This window comes from Methanosarcina flavescens (assembly GCF_001304615.2).
Lineage (GTDB): Archaea > Halobacteriota > Methanosarcinia > Methanosarcinales > Methanosarcinaceae > Methanosarcina > Methanosarcina flavescens.
In genome coordinates this window covers 1513600-1536341 of the sequence record NZ_CP032683.1, presented here as the reverse complement: position 1 = coordinate 1536341, position 22742 = coordinate 1513600, and the positions used below count along the sequence as shown (strand labels likewise).

The following is a 22742-nucleotide window of genomic DNA, read 5'->3' as shown; positions in this document are numbered from 1 at the left end:
TGAAGATGAAGTTTAAAGCTTCATCTTTTAAGTTTCTGTAGTTTATTCCAGTTTTCTTATCATTTTTTTCTTTGCAAGCTTTTCAATTATGCCGGTGCTGACTTCACCGCCGACGCTCAGTTTCTTGTTGGCAATTGCACTTTCAAGTAGGTGCTGTCCTACGAGCGTGCGGACGACAAGGGTAGTATAGCCGTCCGAGCTTCCAACAGACCCGGCAGAAATATCGGCTTTAAGAGCGGTAAAATCCGTACAGACGCCGCAGCCTGGGCGGACAGTGTCCTCAAGTTCGTTAAGAGGGATTACATACTGTATCCCATCGTTTAAGGTAATTTCGAGCTTGCCCTTAACGTCAATACGGCATACTTTCATAGGCTCAAGGGCGTACTCGCTTTTCAGCTTGCCTGCAATAAGTTTTTCATAGTCGAAACTCTCCGTGCAGAAAAGCCCGAAAACGAAACGGATGGATTTTTTGTATGGTTGCACAAGCTGGTGGTCGGTTTCAAGCATTTTGCGGACTGCCTGGACGACACAGGGAACTCCGACAACTGCAATGTTTCTGTACTTCCTGTTTACGACTGCTTCCTTGAGGGAAGAAACAAGAGGAACCCACCAGTTGTAACGGCTTCCTGCCTGACCGATAAGGGCTTCACTTCTGGTTATTACCATGGAATGCGGCTTAAGAGTCCAGGGATCTTCCGTAACCGTAACCACGGCATCTACAAGGCCTGTATCAAGCGCGTTTACAAGGATTGCTGTGACTGCTCCGCCGCTCTGTTTTTTCGGGATATCGAACTCGGCTCTTCCGGCAGTGATTTCCAGGTAATCCCCGAGCAGGCTTGAGGGTTGTTCATCGAGTCTAGGACAAACTTCATAGCAGGCTCCGCAGGGGACTCCATCAACAGCGGCTTTACAGTAGTTATTGCTCTTTGGGTGTGTAGAATCATCGCCGGTTTCAAAGTACAGGGAATCAGCAGGGCAGACTGCAATGCAGGCCCCGCAGCCTGAACAAAGGCCTTCGTCCCAGACTTCTGATTTGAGATCAAGGTAATTTTTGCTTATTGGTTTTTGTTCTGCCATCTCTCATCACTCCCAGACATATTTGCCTGCGAAAGGCCGGCTGCTTGCAGGTCCGATCTTCGTGTAGCTGGTATTCAGGAACTCTGCAGGGTTATATCCAAACTGCTCGCAGAAGGTCTTTATAATCGGGGCAATGCGTTCAAGATCGCTCTCGGTAAACTCGAACTTCTTGGCTCCTATTCCAAGCAGGTAATCATCCACTTCTCCACGGATGATAATTTCTCCACCATGGATTCCGCTTCCTATACCCCTATCTATCATCGCTTTGTCCTTACCGATGCCCAGTACGAGCACAAGACCACCTGCCATATATTCTCCGAGGAAGGAGTGGGCTGTACCACCGACTACAAGTACAGGTCTGGCTTCCACTTCATACTGTTTCATGTGGATGCCTCCCCGATAGCCAATGTTGCCTTTTATAAAGACTTTTCCTCCTCGCATGCTGTGGGCAACTGCATCTCCTGCGCTTCCGTGAATTACAAGCATGCCGCTGTCCATAGTGTTGCCAGGAGCGTGTTCAGCGTTCCCATTTACAATACATGTCGGCCCGCTCATGAGCATCCCCAGGTCCCCACCGGGGACTCCGTTAATTATTACCCGGACGTTGCCTTTTAATCCACCACTTATAAAGCGCTGTCCAAGCACATTATCGAGTATAATTTCCTCTGCTCCGTCCGCAACTGCAGCCCGGATCTTCTGGTTCAGGGGGGTGTAATGCATACTTTTTGCATTAATTCTTACCGTCTTCATCTCAATCAGGCTCCCACTGGCAGTACATCCAGGATTTTAAGCATTCCTTCATCCAGCATATATCCACGCAGGCGATCTCTATTTCCACGCAGGCTTTCAATGCTGTTAATGCCTGCAGCGCCCATAAGTTCGCCGAGTTCTAAAGTCCAGCCCTTGATCAGGTTTGCAACCTGGGCTGCACCTCTTTCAGGGTCGATTCTGTTCATGAGATGTGGCTCCTGGGTAGCAATGCCCCATGGGCAGAGATTTCTATAACAATTACCACAGACTCTGCAGCCCAGAGCAATAAGTGCAGCAGTACCAATATACACAGCGTCCGCACCAAGTGCAATTGATTTAGCAAGGTCTGCACTGCTTCTTATTCCACCGCTTGCAATAATCGAGATCTCGTTTCTTACGCCCTGGTCACTGAGTTTCTGGTCAACACTTGCAATTGCAGCTTCAATCGGTATTCCCACATGATCTCTGAATACCTTGGGGGTTGCTCCGGTTCCACCTCGGAACCCATCAATTACCACTGCATCTGCAGAGGAGCGGGCGATACCTGCTGCAATTGGAGCTACATTATGCACGGCTGCAATTTTCACGAAGACAGGCTTTTTCCATTCGGTTGCTTCTTTGAGACTTCGAATTAGCTGGACAAGATCTTCGATGCTGTAAGTATCATGGTGAGGAGCCGGGCTGATCGCATCACTACCAAGTGGAATCATACGGGTTTTTGAGACTTCTTCGTTCACCTTTTCACCAGGCAGGTGTCCTCCGATACCCGGTTTCGCACCCTGACCGATTTTTATCTCAATGGCTGCTCCTCTTTCTAGATAGTCAATATTGACCCCAAAACGGCCTGATGCTACCTGAACAATCATACGGTCCTGGTAGGGGTAGAGTTCTTTATGCAGACCTCCTTCTCCTGTTCCCATGAAGGTTCCTGTCTCTTTTACAGCTTTTGCCATGCTGAGGTGGGAGTTAAGGCTGATAGCTCCGAAACTCATATGTCCAATCATGATTGGAGTATTGAGTTTGAGGTTTGGAGCCAGTTTTGTCTCAAGTTCTATGTCTCCGCTCTTGGTCTTCCTGAACTTGAGTCTGGATGGTTTCTTTCCTATGTAAGTCCTGAGTTCCATAGGTTCTCTCAGGGGGTCAATGCTCGGGTTTGTAACCTGACAGGCGTCAAGGAGAAGGCGGTCATAGACAACTGGCAAATCCCTGGCGTTTCCCATTCCTGAAAGAATAATTTTTCCGCTGCGAGCCTGATTAATAATATCCTCTCTTACTTCTCTGGTCCAGAGGGGGTGGCTACGATAGTCAACAGGTTTCTCTGTAAGTGTAATTGCGTCCCTCGGACACATAGCAACGCATCGGAGGCAGGCTGTACATTTTCTGGATTCCACTAGGATTCTGTCGCCTTCTCTCCTGTAAACGCCGTAAGAACAATTCTCAATACAGCGTCCACAGTCCATACACTGGTCGCGGTCAATGCTTACCTTAAATTTTGTGGGCACGCTTCCAAGCGTCATTCAATAAACCTCACTACTATTGGTTCTCCTGCCCTGGGAGTGTATATATTTTTAACTTCGGGGTCAATGATCCTTATTGCGGCTTCTTCACTGGAAATGTAGAGCCGATTTCCATTCTCACCAACTACAAGAGGGCGCAATTTAATCCTGTCAGTAAAGCCGACAATACCATCTTCTGATCCGACCACAATTGCGAAGGGTCCATTCATGAGGGCAGGTCCATAGGTAAGGCGGACTGCCTTGTTCAACTCTGCCTCTTTTGCTGGCATCCGGTCTATATCGTCCCAGAAAGGAGGAGTTAAAGCCTTGACAATCATTTCATGTGACAGTCCATGCTGTCTTCCAAGCAGGTCAAACAGATAAGCTACAACTTCAGTGTCAGTAAACAGGGCGCACTTGTATCCGTATCCTTCGACATAGCGCCGGTTTGTGCCATAAGAGGTAATTTCTCCATTATGCACTACTGACCAGTTAAGCAGATTGAAAGGATGAGCACCTCCCCACCAGCCAGGGGAATTTGTAGGATAACGGTTATGGGCAAGCCAGATATATCCTTTGTAGCTCTCAATTCTGTAAAAGTTTGCCACATCCTCGGGCCAGCCGGAAGCTTTGAAAACACCCATATTTTTTCCTGAGGAAAAGATTGTAGCTCCTTTTATGCTGGTATTTACTTCCATAACTATGTAAGTGACAACATCATTCTCAGAATCCATCCTCTCTGCCATCAGGTCTTCTGAGGGCTTAAAGAAGTATCTCCATGGGATGTGCACTTTCTTCATGCCCGGCTGAGGGGTTGTCGGGATCTCTTCCTGGTGGGCAATTTCTCCCCACTGTTCAAGGAGTTCGTCTACCTTCCTTTTTGGTTCACCTAGATTGTCAAAGAAAACATGAAGAGCATAGTAATCTGCATATTCTGGATAAATTCCATATGCAGCGTATCCTGCCCCATCTCCACTACCTCTTTCATTCATGAGGCTGAGGGCAGCTTTTATGCTCGACCCGTCCATTCTGGACTTTGTTCGGTCTATTAAGCTTATTATTCCACACATTTTTATCACTCTGGAAATGGATAGGAATGAACGTAACGTGGTATATTCATCAATAACTTTCTGGATTATTTTTACGGCTCATTTTTGAGAAATAGTTCAAAAAACTTGCCAGCTGGAAAAACTGGGTTTCAGGGATAGTTTTTGCCAGTTTCCGCGATTTGAGGAGCTTTAACTAAATTTGTCTCATCTAAATTATCTAATTAATGTGAGTGATTAATAGCGCTCCCATATATGGTTTCATTTCTTAACATACATTGAGAGGGTTATCACTAAGGGAAGCAAGTAATTTAGTACCTATTTGACAATATATATATGTTTCTTTTTCCAGCTAAAAATTCTTAAGGGAAACCAGCAAAGCACAATGTGTTATGATCTTTTGTTGAACCGGGTGTTAACCGGTTGAACGGGAACTAACTGATTGAGTGAGAAGACTCTTCTCTGATCTATTGGATTTTTTTATAAATCTGGGACACATCTTTCCGAAGGTGCCTTCTGAATGAATTTTTTTCAATCTGCTTCAGTGAATTTTGATATCATGGGTTCCAGGAGCTGGTAAGATTACAACATATGAAGATATTTGTCAAGTTCCCAGGGGTGAACGATTGCTTTATATTCGTCCCATTCCATTTCTTTAGCACAGAGGTAGTGACTGAAAACGTGTTCTCCAAGTGCTTCTTTTACGAATTTACTGCTTCGCATTTCGTCAATTGCCCCCTTGAGATCTGCAGGCAGGGAGCGAATACCTCTCTCCTCTCGCTCTTTCTCTGTCAGATGGAAGATGTTCGCGTTAGTAGGCTCCCCCGGGTCGATCTCATTCTTTATCCCATCAATTCCAGCTCTGAGCATAAGGGCAAAAGCAAGATATGGGTTACAGGCCGGGTCCGGGCATCTCAGTTCTACTCTTGTCCCATTGCCTCGGGTCGCAGGAATACGAATCAGGGAGCTTCTATTCTTTGCAGACCAGGTGATATAAACCGGTGCTTCATATCCGGGCACAATTCTCTTATAGGAGTTAACAACCGGATTTGTGATTGCTGCAAATTCCTTTATGTGTTCCAGTAGACCACCAATGTAGTACATGGCTTCCTGAGAAAGCTGGGCAGGAGTGTCTGGATCATAGAACGCATTCTTGCCATCCTTGAATAGAGACTGGTTGGTATGCATGCCTGAGCCGTTTACTCCGAAGAGAGGCTTTGGCATAAAGGTGGCATAATAGCCTTTGTGATATGCGATCGATTTTACCACGTATTTGAAAGTTACAACATTGTCTGCAGTACTGAGTACATCCCCGAACCTGAAATCAATCTCATGCTGGGAAGGTGCTACTTCATGATGGGAGGCTTCAATCTGGAAGCCCATATGTTCGAGAGCATAGTCAATATCTCTGCGCACATCCTGTGCCCGATCAAGGGGTGCGAAATCGAAGTATCCCCCCCGATCCGTAAGTTCTGTGGTCGGATTTCCATTTGCGTCAAGTTTGAAAAGGAAAAATTCCAGTTCAGGACCTACATTCATTGAGTACCCCATTTCTTCGGCTTCTGCAATTGCGCTCTTAAGCACATATCTAGGGTCTCCCTCAAAAGGCCGGCCATCAGGCAGATACACATCTCCGAGTATCCTGGCTACTGCACCGGTTGCAGGTCTCCAGGGAAGAATCCTGAAAGTCGATGGGTCAAGTACAAGTTTCATGTCAGACTCCTCAATCCTTGTAAAGCCCTGGATGGATGATCCGTCAAACATTACCCCGTTTTCGAAAGCTTCTTCCAGCTGTTCAACTGGAATTGCCCAGCTTTTAATGGTGCCGAGTATATCCGTAAACTGGGTCCGGATAAACTTTACGTCTCTTTCATTTACAGTCTCTATTACATCTTCTTTGGTTGTACACTTTTTTGTCTGCACCATTTGATTTCCATCCATAAATGTACCTTAGATAACTACCCACTAGGTATCCTATTACCTATCTGAAAATATATATAACTTTCCTATGCCTCCATAAAGCATTAACCTATTAGATTATCGAAAAATATGTCACACGTAAAAATAGTCGTATGCCTTATCCCACTCTGTTGAACATATTTCTAATCTAGTATGTATAAAGTCGTTAAAGCTACCAAAAGATTCGATCTCTTAACGCAATTTAAGTTTTTTTCTGACAGCACATATTTGCAAAAAGACTGTAAACTATAAGGAAAAAAATTTTAAAGCTTTCCTTTTAAACTTAATATTTATAATGGTTGGAATACAGAATAATTTCCGGGTATAGTATGGTTAAAAAGATTAATTTTTTCAAACTTCTCGTTTCTATCTTGCTCTGCCAGTTTGCAGGGGCAATAGGCTCGGTGTTTACAGCTTCATCTCTAGAGAACTGGTATCCTTTACTGCAAAAGCCGATTTTCAGTCCTCCATCCTGGGTCTTCTTTCCAGCCTGGGTTACGCTTTATACGCTTATGGGAATCTCATTTTACCTTGTGTGGGAAAAAGGGCTCCAAAAAGAGGGGGTCAAGATGGCGATGTTTATTTTCTGTGTTCAGTTAATCCTTAATGCCCTATGGTCTTTTATTTTCTTTGGGCTACAATCCCCCTACTATGCTTTTATCGAGATTATCTTGCTATGGCTTGCAATTTTTCTGACAATAGTGAAATTCATGGAAGTTTCAAAAACAGCTTCTTATTTGCTGCTCCCCTATATCCTTTGGGTTAGCTTCGCTATGCTGCTTAACTACTATCTCTGGATTCTTAACGCGTAACTGGAGGTTTATATTACAGAGCTCCACAGCCGCAACTTCTTCCCAGAAGGGTCGATATCCGATGCTTCAAATGACGACGGTCATCTTCGGACATACTCTGAAGTTCTTTTCCATGCTGTTTTTCTATATGATCTAAAATAGCATTTTCAACTTCTTCCAATTTGCTACCAACAGCCATAAAGTTACACTTGAACCCCAGATCCCCGCATTTTATTATTTTCATAATATTTCCTCTGCGCAAACCGCTCTCAATCAAAATTATCTTATTCAGAAAATATAATAACGATTAATAGGGTGCAAAATTAGTTTTTCAGATTATTTTTCCGATAGTTCATCTCTTGTTGAGTTACTGAATCGGAACGTATCTTGCACACGTGAAGCTCTCTTTATAGGGAGCTTTGATAGTAAGCATGCCTTTTTCATTGACAGCGGTTGCTTTTTCTGGATCAACGGGTCCATCTAGAAAGAATGACCCGAAGTACTCTACCGTTTCACTGAAAGCTTTAAGGTAGAAGCTATTTTCATGCATCAAAAGCGTTATGTTTTCACTTTTTACATCGGGAAGTTCAACTTCCAGAGTAAGAAGCTGGCGTCTGTCATCGTGATACATTGCTAGTATTGGAGTTTTCAATATTCTGGGTATAGTACTGTCCATTGCACTCTCTCCCCTTTAAAAGATTTGCCGTGAAATTCCTTTACTCAATCAGTTTTTATGTCCACTGCTTTTTCAAAAGCCTGCTGATAAATCACTTTTACTTTAAATATGCTTTTGGATAATTAGCACCCTTTTTTCCGGGCTTACTGGGCAGCAGATATATAACGGTCTGCATACCCAGTACCTTCCTTGGTAGCTTTATGTAGAAGTTGTTTTTGATAATTTAAAAGTAATATCTTTCTTTTCCACTCCTGAAGGAATTACTTCAATTTGCAGGTTCTAAATCTCGTTGTAAGGATATGCACTGATGCTAATGGATTTTCAAAGTATTTGCTATTATCTATCCCAAAATAACATCACCGATTAATGTATTTATATTCTTCTCCAAATACCCGAATCGAACATCCTTAAAATATGCAAGCTGGAGATTTGTTTATATAAGCTTCAACCCAGATAAATTCATTTTAAACAAGTAAATTTGTGAGGAAGATCTTATTCAAACTCATTATTTGAATTCATATAATCCTACTCTGTATAAAAATTTCTAAGCATTTGGTATTAGGAGCCTTAGTTTTTATTTAATCTCATTAGAATATATTTCATGTTTATATATTTTATATAGATAAACTCTTTAAATTATAAAGCTCGTTAGAGTATTATTTGGAGTATGAGATACTTGTGGGTAAAAGATAGCATTAATTCTTGAAACGGAAAATTACTTTACATAGTGCGAAATCTGTTCTTTAACTGGGAGTAATATTAATATATATCCACAATTATTTTTAAAAGGAATTTGAATTTAAACTTAATGGAAGCTCGTCTTGAGGCATGTCCCATGATATAAAGTTATCTTTCTTATATTTTTAGTCTTCTACCTTAAGTTTAATAAGGAAGAGGTTTCTCAATAAAAAACAAAAGGAGAAGTTATTGGGGGGATATTTCAATAAGTGAAATTGATTTCGACAATCTATCTGGTATCTTTGAAACGTCTAAACGGAAAATGGGGAGCTTATCAGAAGTTAGTTTAGAATCTTTATTTCCTATTTATATAAACCATCAGAAGCATAACTACTTGTGTAAAACTATTAAGATATTTATCCAAACTCAATTGTTACAACAATCTGCTTACTAAATCCATACCCATTATAGATTGGGGGTCTAATAATGGGGTTAACAGATCTAATAATCGGATCTAGTATAAATGACAGGAGTGATCTGATACGGTAGAGGGAAGGGGTTGATTTATCAATGACCAAAAATGTCATAGAAGTAAATAATCTTGAACATTCATATGGTTCTATAAAAGCAGTCGATAACATAAGCTTTAATGTAAAACAGGGGGAAATTTTCTCGTTTCTTGGTCCAAATGGGGCGGGCAAGAGCACCGTGATTAATATTCTTACAACGCTGAAAAAGATCCAGAAGGGGGAGGCCAGGGTCAATGGGTATGATGTCGCAAAAGAACCAAAATCTGTAAGAAAATCAATAGGCATTGTTTTCCAGATGCTTTGCCTTGATCATGAGATGACAGTATCTGAAAACCTTGAATATCACGGTAAAATTTATTCCATGTCAAAGAAGGAAAGAAAAGAACGCATCGAGGAGCTCTTAAAGCTGACAGATCTGGAAAGTAAAAGGAATACCCTGGCAAAAGATCTCAGTGGTGGTATGAAGCGAAGGCTTGAACTTGCAAGAGGATTAATGACAAAACCCGCAGTCCTCTTTCTTGATGAACCGACTGTGGGTTTCGATATCCAGACGAGAATGAAAATGTGGGAATATCTTAGAGAGATTAAGAGAGAAGGCACAACCATATTTCTGACAACACACTATATGGAAGAAGCAGACCAGTTGAGCGACAGAATAAGCATAATTGATCATGGAAAAATAATTGTCACCGGAACATCGGATGAATTAAAGAATAAACTTGGTAAAGACCTTATTTACCTAGAAACTACTAATAATAAAATTGCTGCAGAGATTTTAAGGTCTCTTAGATCAGTAAAAAGCGTAACAGAAGATACTAAGTCTCTTAGAGTCATAATAGGGGAAGATGTTACTCATGCACTTCCTCAAATTATGGAAAAAATGCGGGGAGAAGGGATAGATATTACAACTGTGAATATTAAAAAGCCCTCAATGGATGATGTTTTTGTTCATTACACAGGTCATGGATTAAGAGAAGGCGATGAGAATGGAAAACAGCAAGGAACAGAAATAGGGGGGAATTTCTGAATGAACTTCGAATTTCATGCCATATACTGGAGAGAAATGGTGAAATTTTTTAGATTTAAATCGGTACTCTTCAGTTCACTGATCCAGCCTGTGATGTGGTTGGGGTTTTTCGGGCTTGCTATGTCAGATAGTTTTGACAAATTAACTTCGCTTGTTTCCAGTGCATCCGGAGTTCCTGTAGTAGATTACCTTTCGTATATGGGCGCAGGAATAATTGCAATGGACGTCCTGTTCAGCAGCCTGTTTGGGGGCACAACCCTTATGTTTGATAAGAAGTTCAGCCTTTTGAGGGAAACCTTGGCAAGCCCGGTTCCCAGGTTCCACATAATTCTCGGGATTGGGCTTTCAGGTGTGACCAAGGCCTTTATTCAAACTTTTATAATAATAGGATTTGGGAAACTTATAGGAATGGATTTCTTTAATGGATATAGCTTTGCTGAGACCTTTATCGCAATCTTGGGAATTATGCTACTGGTAGCGATCTTTACTCTGGGATTCCTTTTCCTCTCGGGTTCCATTGCGATTACTATTGAAAATCCTGAAGGGATGCAGTCAATCCTTACCCTGCTCAGCATGCCTCTTTTCTTTATAAGTAACGCCCTTTATCCTATCGACTCATTTCCTACTATACTCAAGTTTCTTTCAATGTTTAACCCACTTACGCTGCTGGCAGATGGGATCCGTTATTTTGCTTTAGGATCCAATTTCTCTGTAATGGGGAATCACTATGCTTATACAACCGCAGATATCACCTTCTCTTTCCTGGGCCTCATTTTCTTCGCCCTTACAATGCTATCTGCTGCTATGTGGAGGTTTAATAAGGTGGATATATAAGTATGTATATCCTTATTCCCCTCGATTTTTTACCATGGAAATTATAAAGATTGCTTGTCTAACAGGCAATCTTATTCCCAAATTTTAATTGTAAGTTTACAATCCTAATTCTATAATTCAGAAAAGTGCTTAAGGTTATAATTAAAAACATGCAGTTAAGTTCTTGTTTTCCGAGTAATCCAGGCTTTTTAACGTGCTTAATCACTCAATTCGAATTATATAAGTAACGATTATAATTGTGTAAGTAATTTCTCTCCTGGGGGCTCTGAGTCTGACCCTTTTTCTAGCAGGATATTGGAAGAATCATTTAGGCCTGGAAACCCTTTCTGGACTAAGGACTTCAAACTCTCATGCTTTCTCTGAAGCGTGAATAGTATCATACTGTTAGAGGCTATATGCGGCAGATCCATCCCTAATGTAATTTTAAGTTAAGGATTCATTTTCATTTCCATCATTCGGTTTAGATCTACTATTACTAGAGAAAACAGGAGCATTTTTACTATATCTCAAACCGCAGGCAATTCATTTTAAAAATTTACAATATAAAAATAATACATAAATTTTCAAGCTATTGATCTTGTATTTATGATGCTTAGACGGAGTTCTGTCATTTATGATTATAGAATCTGAAACGATCGTAAATATGGGGTGCTTATGAAAGTTTATAGCCTTGCCTATAATGTCAGTTCACTACATCGATTATCTGATGGCGGTTAAATTTGATGATAAAAATGTTTATAGACGGTTCCACAGAGATGTTTCACCTAGTATAATCAATTAAAATAGTAAAACCTCTTCTCATCTCAAAAACCTAAACTTCTCTCATTTTCAAAATTCAAGCTCTCTATTTCTCAAAAATTTAAATTTTTCTATACTTTACAATTTTTTGATTGTTTTTCAAAAATCCCTGACATTTCCATTTTTATGTCAGGGTCATCTACTATTTACGCCAAGATTAACCATTCGATGGATCATTAATCGCACTCAAAAAAGAACTTACATTAAAAATTTGTGCAGCTGAACTTTCATGTTATTTAGTTAATGATAGTATTAGTATTCAGGAAAAGGCTTGAATCCTTCCATCTATGTTTAAGAAAATCATCAATTATTCTGAAAAAAAGATTATACAGGCTACACTGTTGCCTGAGCATACAGTCTGAGCCTGTATTGTGGCACCACTTAATAATGGTTGCTAACGGTTGCTGACAGTAGACATATACTATTTGTTTCATCTGAGGAATCTTCCAAAGCCGCCAAAACCCTGGCCGCCAATATAGATCAACTTAAACTTTATTATCTGTACAAGCACTGTGACTTTTGTATAACTTATATAGTAGAACATTGTAATTCCCTCCAGTATTGTAGTTTTGTTTATCCTCACTCAATTGATGGTTTCCTACTTACTTAACTCAACTTTCGGATCTCTTGGATATGATCTGCTTTCTCCAAACCTCCTTCAATTCCCATTTTTATTATACTCCCAAGTTATACCCTCGGAAACCAATTTTTGGGATTGCAGGGAGGTATAAACAATTTTGGATATTTCCAGCTAAAAGATTTAAGGATCTAAAGTATCTTTAATCTTATATCTGGATTGTATATATGCTCTTACAGAATATTATATAGATAACCTGAAAAAATATAATCAGGATAGTCTATTTTAATTCACATATAAGCATCAATACTAAGGTATACTATCAATTTACATATAACGTGAGGAATGACAACTCCTTACAAATAATAGTTTTCCAATATTTGGAAACAGAAGTTTTTGCTGTAATTATCATATGAGATTTCCCAGCATCTCGTTTTTTAAATTTAATTTTAACTTCTCTGGGGTAAATTGTCCCTTCAGAAGCCATAATGTTCTAAAAATATTATTTTTCCCCAAATTTAGGGCCCTCATAACCAATCTGAAACCTTACCGCTGTTTCTTTTTAATATCTCAATAAGTTTGTTCAGAATCACAGCGTTATTAAAAAGAGTTAGCAATTAGAAAATAAAAAGTAAGTAGAAAAGTGGTAATATTATATTTATTTTGTAAAGATGAAGTTGCCCGAAGGGCAGGCAACTTCATATATTCTTATTATCTCTTCATCCAAACACTGCCTATTTAGAAGCAGTAGAAGAATTTGAAAACTTCTGCCTGGAAGATCTTTGTAATCTTTGAATATTCGAAACTTAAGATCATTTCAATCCCTCACTCCTTTCTCTATTTTGTTCGTCCTACGTTACATCCTATTTAGAAGCAGTAGAAGAATTTGAAAACTTCTGCCTGGAAGATCTTTGTAATCTTTGAATATTCGAAACTTAAGATCATTTCAATCCCTCACTCCTTTCTCTATTTTGTTCGTCCTACGTTACATCCTATTTAGAAGCAGTAGAAGAATTTGAAAACTTCTGCCTGGAAGATCTTTGTAATCTTTGAATATTCGAAACTTAAGATCATTTCAATCCCTCACTCCTTTCTCTATTTTGTTCGTCCTACGTTACATCCCGGTTATGCAATTGGGTTTATAACTCATCTCCCCTGCAGAACCCATTTCTTCACAGCTTATTTAGAAGCAGTAGAAGAATTTGAAGCATTCTGCCTGGAAGAACTTTGTAATCTTTGAATATTCGAAACTTAGGATCATTTCAATCCCTCACTCCTTTCTTGATTGTTCAACCCTCGTTATACCCGGTCTTTTGCAATAGGAGTATAAGGCCTTATGACCATTCTCCGTAGAGACCTATTCTCTTCCGCTTTAGAAATTCAGTTACCACAGTTTGATTGAGAAGCAGAAATTGTTCATGAATGCGAACAATTGACTAAAGTTGAATGTGAAGATCACTTCTATTCCCTCCATATCTCATGTTTATATCAATATCTGTATACTGTAGATGGTACATTTTTCGAGGTCCCTGTCAGCCACTTATCAATATTCTATGATGCGTTTTCTCTTATTTTGAGATACACCGTTTGAAATTTTAGCTAACAGTGACTGTATATAGCTATATAAAGCAAGTTATATAAGCTCAATAGAATTTAATTTCCTTATGAATAATAGTTTCTAAATGTTTAGAGTAAAGTTTCTACATACACCCATATATTTTTTAGAATTATATAATGTTTAAAAGTTTAGAGTTTATTCACACTTTAATATAAATATTAGACTGTTTTCCCAGTATTAATAAAAAAATATTTGAAATGATTGGTTTAACTATTCTAAGTCTGCAAGTGACTTTTATGAAATCTTTATAAATAATACAATGTAAATTTATGAAGGTTAATCCAAGGAAACAGTTATAAATTTTCTAAAAAAGCCCCTGTCTAATGAAGTAATTACTGCTATCTGTTCTCACTGTCTCTGTTTTAACTAACTATATTTTCAATATTTTTTCGCAAAGTAATTAATTTTATATTGATCAAATCTATATAAAGTGGGAAGCTGAATATTTCATGATATTTTTGTAGATCCATTTCGAAACATTGCACTCAATGCAAATAATCAATATCTATACCTCTATATGAGAACTTCTGGCGAAAATTAATAAAGCATAAGTTAAAATGGACTGTCTTACATAATTAGTAAAAACATTGAGATTATTCAATGTGATTCTTCTATCACATTTCAGTAACTTTGTGACAGGGGGAAGTGAATATTAACAAAAATAGTTTGCCTGATGACGGACTTCCTATTGTCGAAGTTTCCAATGTCAGGAAAACCTATGTACTTGGGAATTTGGAGATTCCCGTTCTCTCAGATATCAATCTTAAAATTGAACGGGGAGAATTCCTAGCTATTATGGGTCCATCTGGCTCCGGAAAGAGTACTCTTGTGAACCTTATAGGTTGCCTTGACAAGCCTACCGAAGGGCAGGTTCTTGTAAGGGGAAGGGATCTAAATAGAATGTCAGATCAGGAGCTTGCTCGCCTTCGGGGGCTTGAGATAGGTTTTGTTTTTCAAACTTTTAATCTTGTTCCGCGCCTGACTGCTCTTGAGAATGTTTTGCTCCCTACTTTTGCCAACTATAGAGGTAGTATCGATCCAAAAAAGCGTGCAAGGGAACTCCTTGAAATTATGGGGCTGGAGGACAGGATGCACCATAAGCCGGGAGAGCTTTCAGGAGGTCAGTCACAGAGGGTCTCAATCGCACGTGCACTTATTAATGACCCAGCGATTCTTCTTGCAGATGAGCCGACTGGAAACCTCGACTCCAGAACAGGAGCCGAAATCCTTCGAATATTTATGGATTTGAGCATGGAAGGAAGAACAATAGTAATCGTTACACACGACCCTGAGATTGCAAAATATGCTGATAGAGTTATCCTGGTAAAGGATGGAATAATTCAATACAATTGAAGGTGGAAGTATATGCAAATGATTAAGAAGAATATTATAGCAACATTTTTTTCTCTACTGTTGATTTCCTCTCTTTTTGCAGTTCCTGCCTGTGCAGCTGTTGGGGGAGCCAACCTGAAAGTTACAATAGTCGAGACAAATCCCTATCCTGCAAAAATAGGAGAATACCTGACCCTAACCGTTCAGGTGGAGAATATCGGAGGGGATAAAGCTGACAATGTTGATATAGAAATCGTACCTCAATATCCTTTCTCTCTTGATTCCCAGGCAAATGCTGTAAAGAACGTTGGAGTCCTCAATCCTGGCAGGACTGCTACAAAGGAATTTCATCTTTTTGTAGACAAAAATGCACAGAAAGGTGTACGTTCTATTGATATCCGTACAAAAACTGGTAAAGACAGTCCCTGGAGTGAGAAAAGTTTTGATATACGAATAGGTACTGAAACGTTTAACAGCAAAGGTACAGTTGAACTTAAGGAAGTCGTTTCGGAGCCTCAGGTTTTCATGCCAGGGGACAGGGGTACAATCACTGTAACTCTCACTAACACTGCAACCACCCCGACTGTTACTATTGGCGGAAATGATTTTGATACCAATGCCCGAATTCAGGCTGCGGTTTTAAGGCCTTTATCTGACGGGATAGTTGTGCTTGACGCCCCCTACGGGGATATGGGTATTCTGGGGCCTGGAGACAGTATCAAGCTGACCTTCAATGTAAAGGTTACAGAGGAAGCTACAGACGGAACTCATAATCTTGAACTCGCAATAGAGGGTAACTCCTTCGATTACAATAGCAGAAAGAACATTGCTCTAAAGGTCGACTCTTCAAACATAAAGGTAATCCCTTCAAAGGAACTTACAATGATCGATGGAAAATCCACAATTGAATTTGATGTTGCAAACACTCATCCTAACGAGTTTAATTCGGTAAGCATAAAACCCGAAGCTGAGGGTATAAGATTTTTCCCTGCTGAATATTTCATAGGACCAATGAATCCGGACGAACTCTTTACTATCGAATTCAACGCAGTGGCAGATGATTCATGGAATCCCAGAAGCGAGAAAGGGACAAACATGAGTCTCACTGCAAATTACAATAATGGGATCAACAGGCATGTAAATACTGTAGGCAATCTGAACTTTACAAATGTTTCGGGATCTACGGAATCTAGTCCAAAAGCCGTACTGGCAGGCGGACTTATCATAATTGCTGTTCCCGCAGCCTTCTTGTTCTACAGAAGAAGAAAACATTAATCAGAAAAAGTCAACTGACCATCATATTTATGGGGTGGGATATGATAAAATTTGCACAGGCAGTTCGTATAGCATCTGGGAGCATAGGAAGCGCTAAGCTAAGGTCTGCGCTTACGACGTTAGGAATAGTAATCGGTGTAGCCGCCGTAGTTGTTAATGCATCCCTTGGTGCTAGCTTTAATCAGTTTTTTACTGATGAGATTTCTTCTGTAGGCTCTAACTTTATTATTGCAGCTAGCAAGCAGCCAAATCTCTTCTTTGATAATGAGTATAATCTTATGAAGAACACTCCAGGGATTACAGGCGTATCTCCCAGAAAGACAATGAGTGGAGATCTAACGTATCTTTCAGAAACTAAAAGTGTCAATGTTGCAGGGATCAATGAAGATTTTCAGGAGATCCAGGGTCTGCAAATGGAAAAAGGTACTTTTCTATCGGATAAAGACAGCTTTGCTGCTGTCCTTGGATACAATATTGCAAACGAGGAGTTCAGTAAGAAAATCTCTCATAGAAGCACTGTGAAAATTGCTTTTCGACAGGAAGACGGCACTCTTGTGACGAAATCCTTTAAGGTAAAAGGGGTATTGAAAGATTCCGAGCCAACGGTTGTAAGTCAGGACAGTGACTACGATTTGACAGTTTTCATTCCCATTTCCACTATGAATGAGATGATCGGGGAAAAAGACTATGGAGCTTTCCTTGCAATGGCGGACAGTCCTGAGAAAGTTCGTGATATTTCAGATGAAGTGGATAGAAGATTAGCCCGGAATTTCGGAGTTCCGGAAAGAGAAATTGGTGACGAGGATTCAAAACCCTATTACGTCTTTAATCAGGAGGAAGTTCTTGAACAAACAGGAATAATTGGAGATGCTTTGAACTCTTTCCTGCTGGCTCTTGCCCTGATATCTCTCTTAGTGGGTTCAATAGGAATTATGAATATTATGCTTGTAACCGTAACTGAAAGAACGAGAGAAATCGGGATAATGAAATCTGTAGGTTACAGCAATTCCAATATTCTATCCCTTTTCTTGCTGGAATCTGTGATGGTCAGTCTCTTTGGAGGGATTGTAGGCACTGTAATCGGTGGTTTGGGAGCTTATGCTCTTGAGAGTGCCCTTGATCTTCCTCCAGTTTTCCCCTTAAAGTTGATTGAAATCGGGATTGTAATTTCTATCCTTGTGGGGATAACTGCTGGCTTATATCCTGCAAGAAAGGCTGCACGCATGAATCCTGTGGATGCTTTGAGATATGAGTAAGAATCTGTCCATTGAATAGGGCTGTTCTGCTTGGAGAAAAGCCCTTTTCTTTTTCAATCCTATCTTCCTGACAAGCCCATTCAGGCACTGGATGGCTAAACAAAGCTTCTAAGTAACTCCTTAACGTTTAACTCCTTAAATTTCTTTAACAAAATTACATGAACGTTTATCGGCAGGTTGACAGGAAACTATTACATCTGTCAGTACGCTGGTAAAGCTATATTATAAACAACTCAGGTGCAAGGACTCAAACTTTGCCGAATAACAGGAAACTTCTAATAGAAAGCTAACTGGATAGCTCTCGAGAGACTGCCTATTCCCTGGCAGTTCAGTCTCATACTGTGAGGATTCCGAAGATATCACAGTATGACAGATATATAAAACCTGAACGAAGATGGAACCTAAGAGAAACTAAAAACATGTGTGGCACTGAATAGGTGATCTCTCCTAATTCGAAAAACAGTAATTACTTCTCTATAGTTCTGGTTTTAGCATCCTGAAAATTCGTCCTATTACTTGAAATTTAAAACATGGATATTATACTAGGCTATATTAGGTACGTATGAGCTGATTAGATCATTTGAAAGATAGAGGAGTAGATATGGAAACGAAGACATCCATTAATGATGTTTCTGCTCCCGGAAATTCAATATTGGAGACAGGAACTGAAAATTCCAGACTTGAAGGACAACTGCCCTCAGGAGAAAACATGGTTACTTCAAATGAAGAACCGTTTAAATGTGATTTGCGCCGTTTGAAAAAACCACAGAGTGACGAAATATTATTGACAGCAGCTCCCATTATTGAAGTGATTGATGTCAAAAAGAGTTATATTCTTGGAGACGTGGAAGTTCCGATTCTTCACGATATCAACCTAAAAGTACGGGAGGGAGAATTCCTTGCCATCATGGGACCTTCTGGTTCGGGGAAGAGTACACTCATGAATCTTATAGGTTTTCTTGATAGACCTACGAGGGGGAAAATCATAATTAAAGGTCTTGATATCAATAAATTATCTGACAAAGAAGTTGCCAGGCTCAGAGGGCTGGAGATCGGTTTTATTTTCCAGACATTCAACCTGATCCCCCGACTTACAGCTCTTGAGAATGTTGAACTTCCTACCTATGCTAACTCGAGGAGTGGGGTTAATACTCATGAGAGAGCAAAGGAGTTGCTTAGACTCGTGGGGCTGGAGGACAGGATGCACCATAAGCCGGGTGAGCTTTCAGGAGGGCAATCACAGAGAGTTGCCATCGCCCGAGCTCTTATAAATGACCCTGCGATCCTTCTTGCAGATGAACCGACCGGAAACCTTGACTCGAAAACAGGTTGTGAAATTCTAAATATATTTAAAAAACTTAACGAAGATGGCAGAACCATTATAATGATTACCCACGATTCAGAAATTGCAGGGTATGCGGACAGGATAGTGTTCTTAAAGGATGGGATAATTCAGAGCAATGCGGAATAATCTCTGGCACTCAAATCTCGAGATTCAAGCTAATAGGGGTGAAATTGTAATGATAAAAATCAAAAACTCACTTATTCCTCTTGTATTATCTTTGCTTTTTGTTTCTTCTCTTTTTGCAGTTCCTGCCTGTGCAGCTGTTGGGGGAGCCAACCTGAAAGTTACAATAATCGAAACAAATCCTTATCCGGCTAAAATAGGAGAATACCTGACCCTAACCGTTCAGGTGGAGAATATCGGAGGGGATAAAGCTGACAATGTTGATATAGAAATCGTACCTCAATATCCTTTCTCTCTTGATTCCCAGGCAAATGCTGTAAAGAATGTTGGAGCCCTCAATCCTGGCAGGACTGCTACAAAGGAGTTTTACCTTTTTGTAGACAAGAATGCACAGAAAGGTGTACGTTCTATTGATATCCGTACAAAAACTGGTAAAGACAGTCCCTGGAGTGAGAAAAGTTTTGATATACGAATAGGTACTGAAACGTTTAACAGCAAAGGTACAGTTGAACTTAAGGAAGTCGTTTCGGAGCCTCAGGTTTTCATGCCAGGGGACAGGGGTACAATCACTGTAACTCTCACTAATACTGCAACCACCCCGACTGTTACTATTGATGGTAGTGATTTTGATACCAATGCCCGAATTCAGGCTGCGGTTTTAAGGCCTTTATCTGACGGGATAGTTGTGCTTGACGCCCCCTACGGGGATATGGGTATTCTGGGGCCTGGAGACAGTATCAAGCTGACCTTCAATGTAAAGGTTACAGAGGAAGCTACAGACGGAACTCATAACCTTGAACTCGCAATAGAGGGTAACTCCTTCGATTACAATAGCAGAAAGAACATTCCTCTAAAGGTCGACTCTTCAAACATAAAAGTAATCCCTTCAAAGGAGCTCCAGATAGTAAATGGTGAATCTACCCTTGAATTTGATGTGGCAAATACTCATCCTAATGAGTTTAATTCAGTAAGCATAAAACCTGAAGCTGAGGGTATAAGATTTTTCCCTGCTGAATATTTCATAGGTCCAATGAATCCGGACGAGCTTTTTACCATTGAATTCAATGCAGTAGCAGACGATTCATCAGATACTAGAGAAACCTCAGAGCCTGTAAACCTGACACTCTCAGCAAGTTATAACAATGGAATAAACAAGCACGAAAACATAGTAAGCAACCTGTATATTCAGCCTGTAGAGGAATCAACAGGGAGCAGTTCAAACCTGCTTATCCAGGGTTTATTACTCGCCTTTATTGCTGTCGTAGGGATTTTAATTTACAGAAAGAAGAAAAAGAGCAAAAAATGAGTATTTCCGGGATAGAAATTCCTAAAAACTAAACTTCAAAAGATTTAAAGGTCGGGAAATCCAATCGGATCTCTTTAGAACATAGAGGCATCTCAGTCTTTCGGTCAACCGTTTCTTTTGAAAGAAACGGTTGCCAGTCAGCTCTCTTTGGAATATAGAGTCAGCCTTGTACTGTTCTTTACCTTTAAGATTGTATCCTGATAGAGAGTACAAAACGATTACCAATTTAGTCAATATTCTTTCAAATTCTCTCTTTCTGATCCAACGGAAGAGTAAAGATAAACATACTGCCTTTTTCCACCTCCGATTCCACCCATATTTTTCCTCCGTGAAGATCTATGAAATTTTTAGCAACATACAGCCCGAGTCCAGCGCCACCGTATCCCGTGGAAGAATCAGCCTGAATAAAAGGCATAAATATTTTTTCGTGATCCTCCTTTGACACCCCAATCCCGCTGTCAGAAACTTTAATCTCGAGCATCCCTTCATTTTTGCGGGCACTTACTGTAACTCTTCCTTTTTCAGGGGTGAATTTTATAGCGTTATTCATTAGATTGTACAGGATCTGTCTTAGTTTTATTCTGTCAGCCCGGATATTCTCAAGGGAAGCATCAACCTTGACTTCCATACTGATTTTCTTATTTGAGGCAAATGAGAGGAGACTCATTCTCACTTCCCTTATAAGGCTGGCAATATCCACATCTTCATAGTGAAGGCTTCTTTCACCGGCTTCAAGCTTTGAGATATCAAGCAAATTGTTGATAATTTCCAGAAGATTCTTCCCACTTATGAGAATATTACCTACATATTTTGATTGCCTTGTGTTCAGGGATCCGAAAGCCCCTTCTAACAGTAAATCCGAGAAACCTATGACCGAATTAAGGGGAGTTCGAAGTTCATGACTCATATTCATTATTAACCCGTTCTTGGTCCAGTTTGTGGCTTCTATATTCTTTTCTGCTTCGAGAAAGATATTTTTGAGTTCTATTTTGCCTTCTGGTTTGTTCAAAAGCTTCCATTTTCCCTTTCTTTTGGCAAGAACATTATTTTCTTCCATTATTTCAAGCAATGATTTACCTGAAAGTTCTTCAAGAGGGAGGGTACAGAGCAGTGTGAGACGTTTGTTATTCTCGAAAGCCGTTGTTTCGACAGCCTTCTCGCACGTCTCAAGACAGGGCTTAAGGAGGTCTCCATACCCTTTAAAATCAAAGTTTGTTCTAAATCCTGAAAATCCTCCAGAAAGGGTCTTCCTATATCCGTTTTCTGTAAGTTCTTTTACTGCTGATGCAAAGAGGGTAAGGTCTTCGGGGAATGGATGCGCCGGTAAAATGTCCAGCTGAGAGGAAGCGAGAGAGTGCTCGACGCACAATCCTGCCTTCTCAAATTCAAGTTTTACTCGATCAGCGGTTAGTTTATCAGGGGAAATCCATAAGCAGTATTCTCCCCTTTCAATTCCTTCCTTAAAATAGGCGACAAGTAGTTCTGTCAATTCTTCGATATCCTTGTATATAGCAGAAATCCGGGGACTCTGCGGAGAGTTTGAAAAAAATCTGGGGTCTTCAACAATATTTTTTCTCAAAATCTTTCCCCCTAACATCTCAAGTGTGTTCTAATATTTTGCAACGGAGTTTGAATAGGGTATGAGACAGACTCTATAGAGGCATAAGCTTTAATATTCAGCAGTTTAAGGTGACTTAGTGTATTAGATTGATCAAAGAATTCCAAGCAATATTATTCTCTTTCTAAATTTATAACACTTTACACCTACATTTCATTTTTTCTATGTATGTCGTTAGCATATATAAGAAGTATTCTAGTTTATACTGTTCTTTTTAAAAGCAGCTTAATATCTGGCAATTAATATTTATTTGGGTTTCTAGGAACTGCTCGAAACATGCCTTATTTTACGTTATTCTCAAAAAATAGTCTGTGCTGCATTTTTGCATCCGAAAACTAAAGTTCAGATATGAAGTCTCAAGTAAGGTTACGGCGTCAGGGATAAGAATTGGAAGGTTTTATGTAAGTATAAGGCAAGCTATCAAAATCTCTTTTGGGAGTATTGGAGGTGCAAAACTGCGCTCAGCCCTGACAACGCTCGGAATTATTATAGGAATTGCTGCAGTGGCTGCAAATGTCTCTCTTGAGGAGAGTTTCAAAGTTCTTTTTGAGCAGGAGATAAGCGTTCAGGGCTCTAATTTCGGACTTTAAGGAGGATTTTCTCCGGTAAATTATATCCTAATTTATATTG

Annotated in this window: 17 protein-coding genes; 9 read left to right on the top strand and 8 right to left on the bottom strand. The window is 39.9% G+C overall.

What is annotated here, in order from left to right:
• Positions 1-42 precede the first annotated feature (42 nt).
• The 5 genes from AOB57_RS06875 to glnA all read right to left on the bottom strand — a co-directional run bounded on the left by AOB57_RS06875 (position 43) and on the right by glnA (position 6295).
• Positions 43-1077 carry a Coenzyme F420 hydrogenase/dehydrogenase, beta subunit C-terminal domain gene (locus AOB57_RS06875; RefSeq protein ID WP_054299787.1) on the bottom strand — a complete coding sequence of 345 codons (1035 nt, stop codon included), beginning with the start codon at positions 1075-1077 and terminating at the stop codon, positions 43-45.
• Positions 1078-1083: 6 nt separating this feature from the next.
• Positions 1084-1827 (bottom strand): GltB/FmdC/FwdC-like GXGXG domain-containing protein, encoded by a 744-nt coding sequence (locus tag AOB57_RS06870; RefSeq protein ID WP_054299788.1) that lies wholly within the window; start codon positions 1825-1827, stop codon positions 1084-1086.
• Positions 1828-1832: 5 nt separating this feature from the next.
• Positions 1833-3344 carry a glutamate synthase-related protein gene (locus AOB57_RS06865; protein WP_054299789.1) on the bottom strand — a complete coding sequence of 504 codons (1512 nt, stop codon included), beginning with the start codon at positions 3342-3344 and terminating at the stop codon, positions 1833-1835.
• On the bottom strand, positions 3341-4393 hold the full coding sequence (locus tag AOB57_RS06860; RefSeq protein WP_054299790.1) for a class II glutamine amidotransferase: 1053 nt from the start codon (positions 4391-4393) through the stop codon (positions 3341-3343). The genes AOB57_RS06865 and AOB57_RS06860 overlap by 4 nt, the downstream gene beginning before the upstream one ends.
• 558 nt (positions 4394-4951) lie before the next feature.
• Positions 4952-6295: a type I glutamate--ammonia ligase gene (gene glnA, locus AOB57_RS06855; protein ID WP_054299898.1), complete on the bottom strand. Its 1344-nt coding sequence runs from the start codon at positions 6293-6295 to the stop codon at positions 4952-4954.
• Positions 6296-6657: 362 nt separating this feature from the next.
• Here glnA and AOB57_RS06850 point away from each other — a divergent pair, with 362 nt between their 5' ends.
• Positions 6658-7140: a TspO/MBR family protein gene (locus AOB57_RS06850; protein WP_054299791.1), complete on the top strand. Its 483-nt coding sequence runs from the start codon at positions 6658-6660 to the stop codon at positions 7138-7140.
• 13 nt (positions 7141-7153) lie between these two features.
• Here the strand turns inward: AOB57_RS06850 and AOB57_RS06845 are convergent, their stop codons facing one another.
• Together AOB57_RS06845 and AOB57_RS06840 are read right to left on the bottom strand one after the other, a co-directional pair.
• Positions 7154-7363, bottom strand: a complete 210-nt coding sequence (locus AOB57_RS06845; protein ID WP_054299792.1) for a DUF1059 domain-containing protein — start codon at positions 7361-7363, stop codon at positions 7154-7156.
• Between the two features lie 123 nt (positions 7364-7486).
• On the bottom strand, positions 7487-7795 hold the full coding sequence (locus AOB57_RS06840; protein ID WP_054299793.1) for an Hsp20/alpha crystallin family protein: 309 nt from the start codon (positions 7793-7795) through the stop codon (positions 7487-7489).
• 1248 nt (positions 7796-9043) lie between these two features.
• Here AOB57_RS06840 and AOB57_RS06835 point away from each other — a divergent pair.
• The 7 genes from AOB57_RS06835 (at position 9044) to AOB57_RS06805 (ending at position 20494) form a co-directional block, all read left to right on the top strand.
• Positions 9044-10030: an ATP-binding cassette domain-containing protein gene (locus AOB57_RS06835; RefSeq protein WP_054299794.1), complete on the top strand. Its 987-nt coding sequence runs from the start codon at positions 9044-9046 to the stop codon at positions 10028-10030.
• Positions 10031-10864, top strand: coding sequence for an ABC transporter permease (locus AOB57_RS06830; RefSeq protein ID WP_054299795.1), 834 nt, complete (start codon positions 10031-10033; stop codon positions 10862-10864).
• A 3638-nt stretch (positions 10865-14502) separates the two neighbouring features.
• On the top strand, positions 14503-15210 hold the full coding sequence (locus AOB57_RS06825) for an ABC transporter ATP-binding protein (protein ID WP_082384315.1): 708 nt from the start codon (positions 14503-14505) through the stop codon (positions 15208-15210).
• A gap of 12 nt (positions 15211-15222) precedes the next feature.
• Positions 15223-16464, top strand: a complete 1242-nt coding sequence (locus tag AOB57_RS06820; RefSeq protein ID WP_054299797.1) for a COG1361 S-layer family protein — start codon at positions 15223-15225, stop codon at positions 16462-16464.
• Between the two features lie 41 nt (positions 16465-16505).
• Positions 16506-17720, top strand: a complete 1215-nt coding sequence (locus AOB57_RS06815) for an ABC transporter permease (RefSeq protein WP_054299798.1) — start codon at positions 16506-16508, stop codon at positions 17718-17720.
• A gap of 601 nt (positions 17721-18321) precedes the next feature.
• The gene (locus tag AOB57_RS06810; RefSeq protein WP_054299799.1) at positions 18322-19191 is read left to right on the top strand and encodes an ABC transporter ATP-binding protein; all 870 of its coding nucleotides are present in this window, start codon (positions 18322-18324) and stop codon (positions 19189-19191) included.
• A 49-nt stretch (positions 19192-19240) separates the two neighbouring features.
• Positions 19241-20494 (top strand): COG1361 S-layer family protein, encoded by a 1254-nt coding sequence (locus tag AOB57_RS06805; RefSeq protein ID WP_054299900.1) that lies wholly within the window; start codon positions 19241-19243, stop codon positions 20492-20494.
• A 241-nt stretch (positions 20495-20735) separates the two neighbouring features.
• On the opposite strand, the gene AOB57_RS06800 is transcribed toward AOB57_RS06805, so the two are convergent.
• Positions 20736-22073 carry an ATP-binding protein gene (locus AOB57_RS06800; protein WP_054299800.1) on the bottom strand — a complete coding sequence of 446 codons (1338 nt, stop codon included), beginning with the start codon at positions 22071-22073 and terminating at the stop codon, positions 20736-20738.
• 350 nt (positions 22074-22423) lie between these two features.
• Here AOB57_RS06800 and AOB57_RS14955 point away from each other — a divergent pair, with 350 nt between their 5' ends.
• Positions 22424-22702, top strand: a complete 279-nt coding sequence (locus tag AOB57_RS14955; protein WP_054299801.1) for a hypothetical protein — start codon at positions 22424-22426, stop codon at positions 22700-22702.
• The last annotated feature ends 40 nt before the right edge of the window (positions 22703-22742 follow it).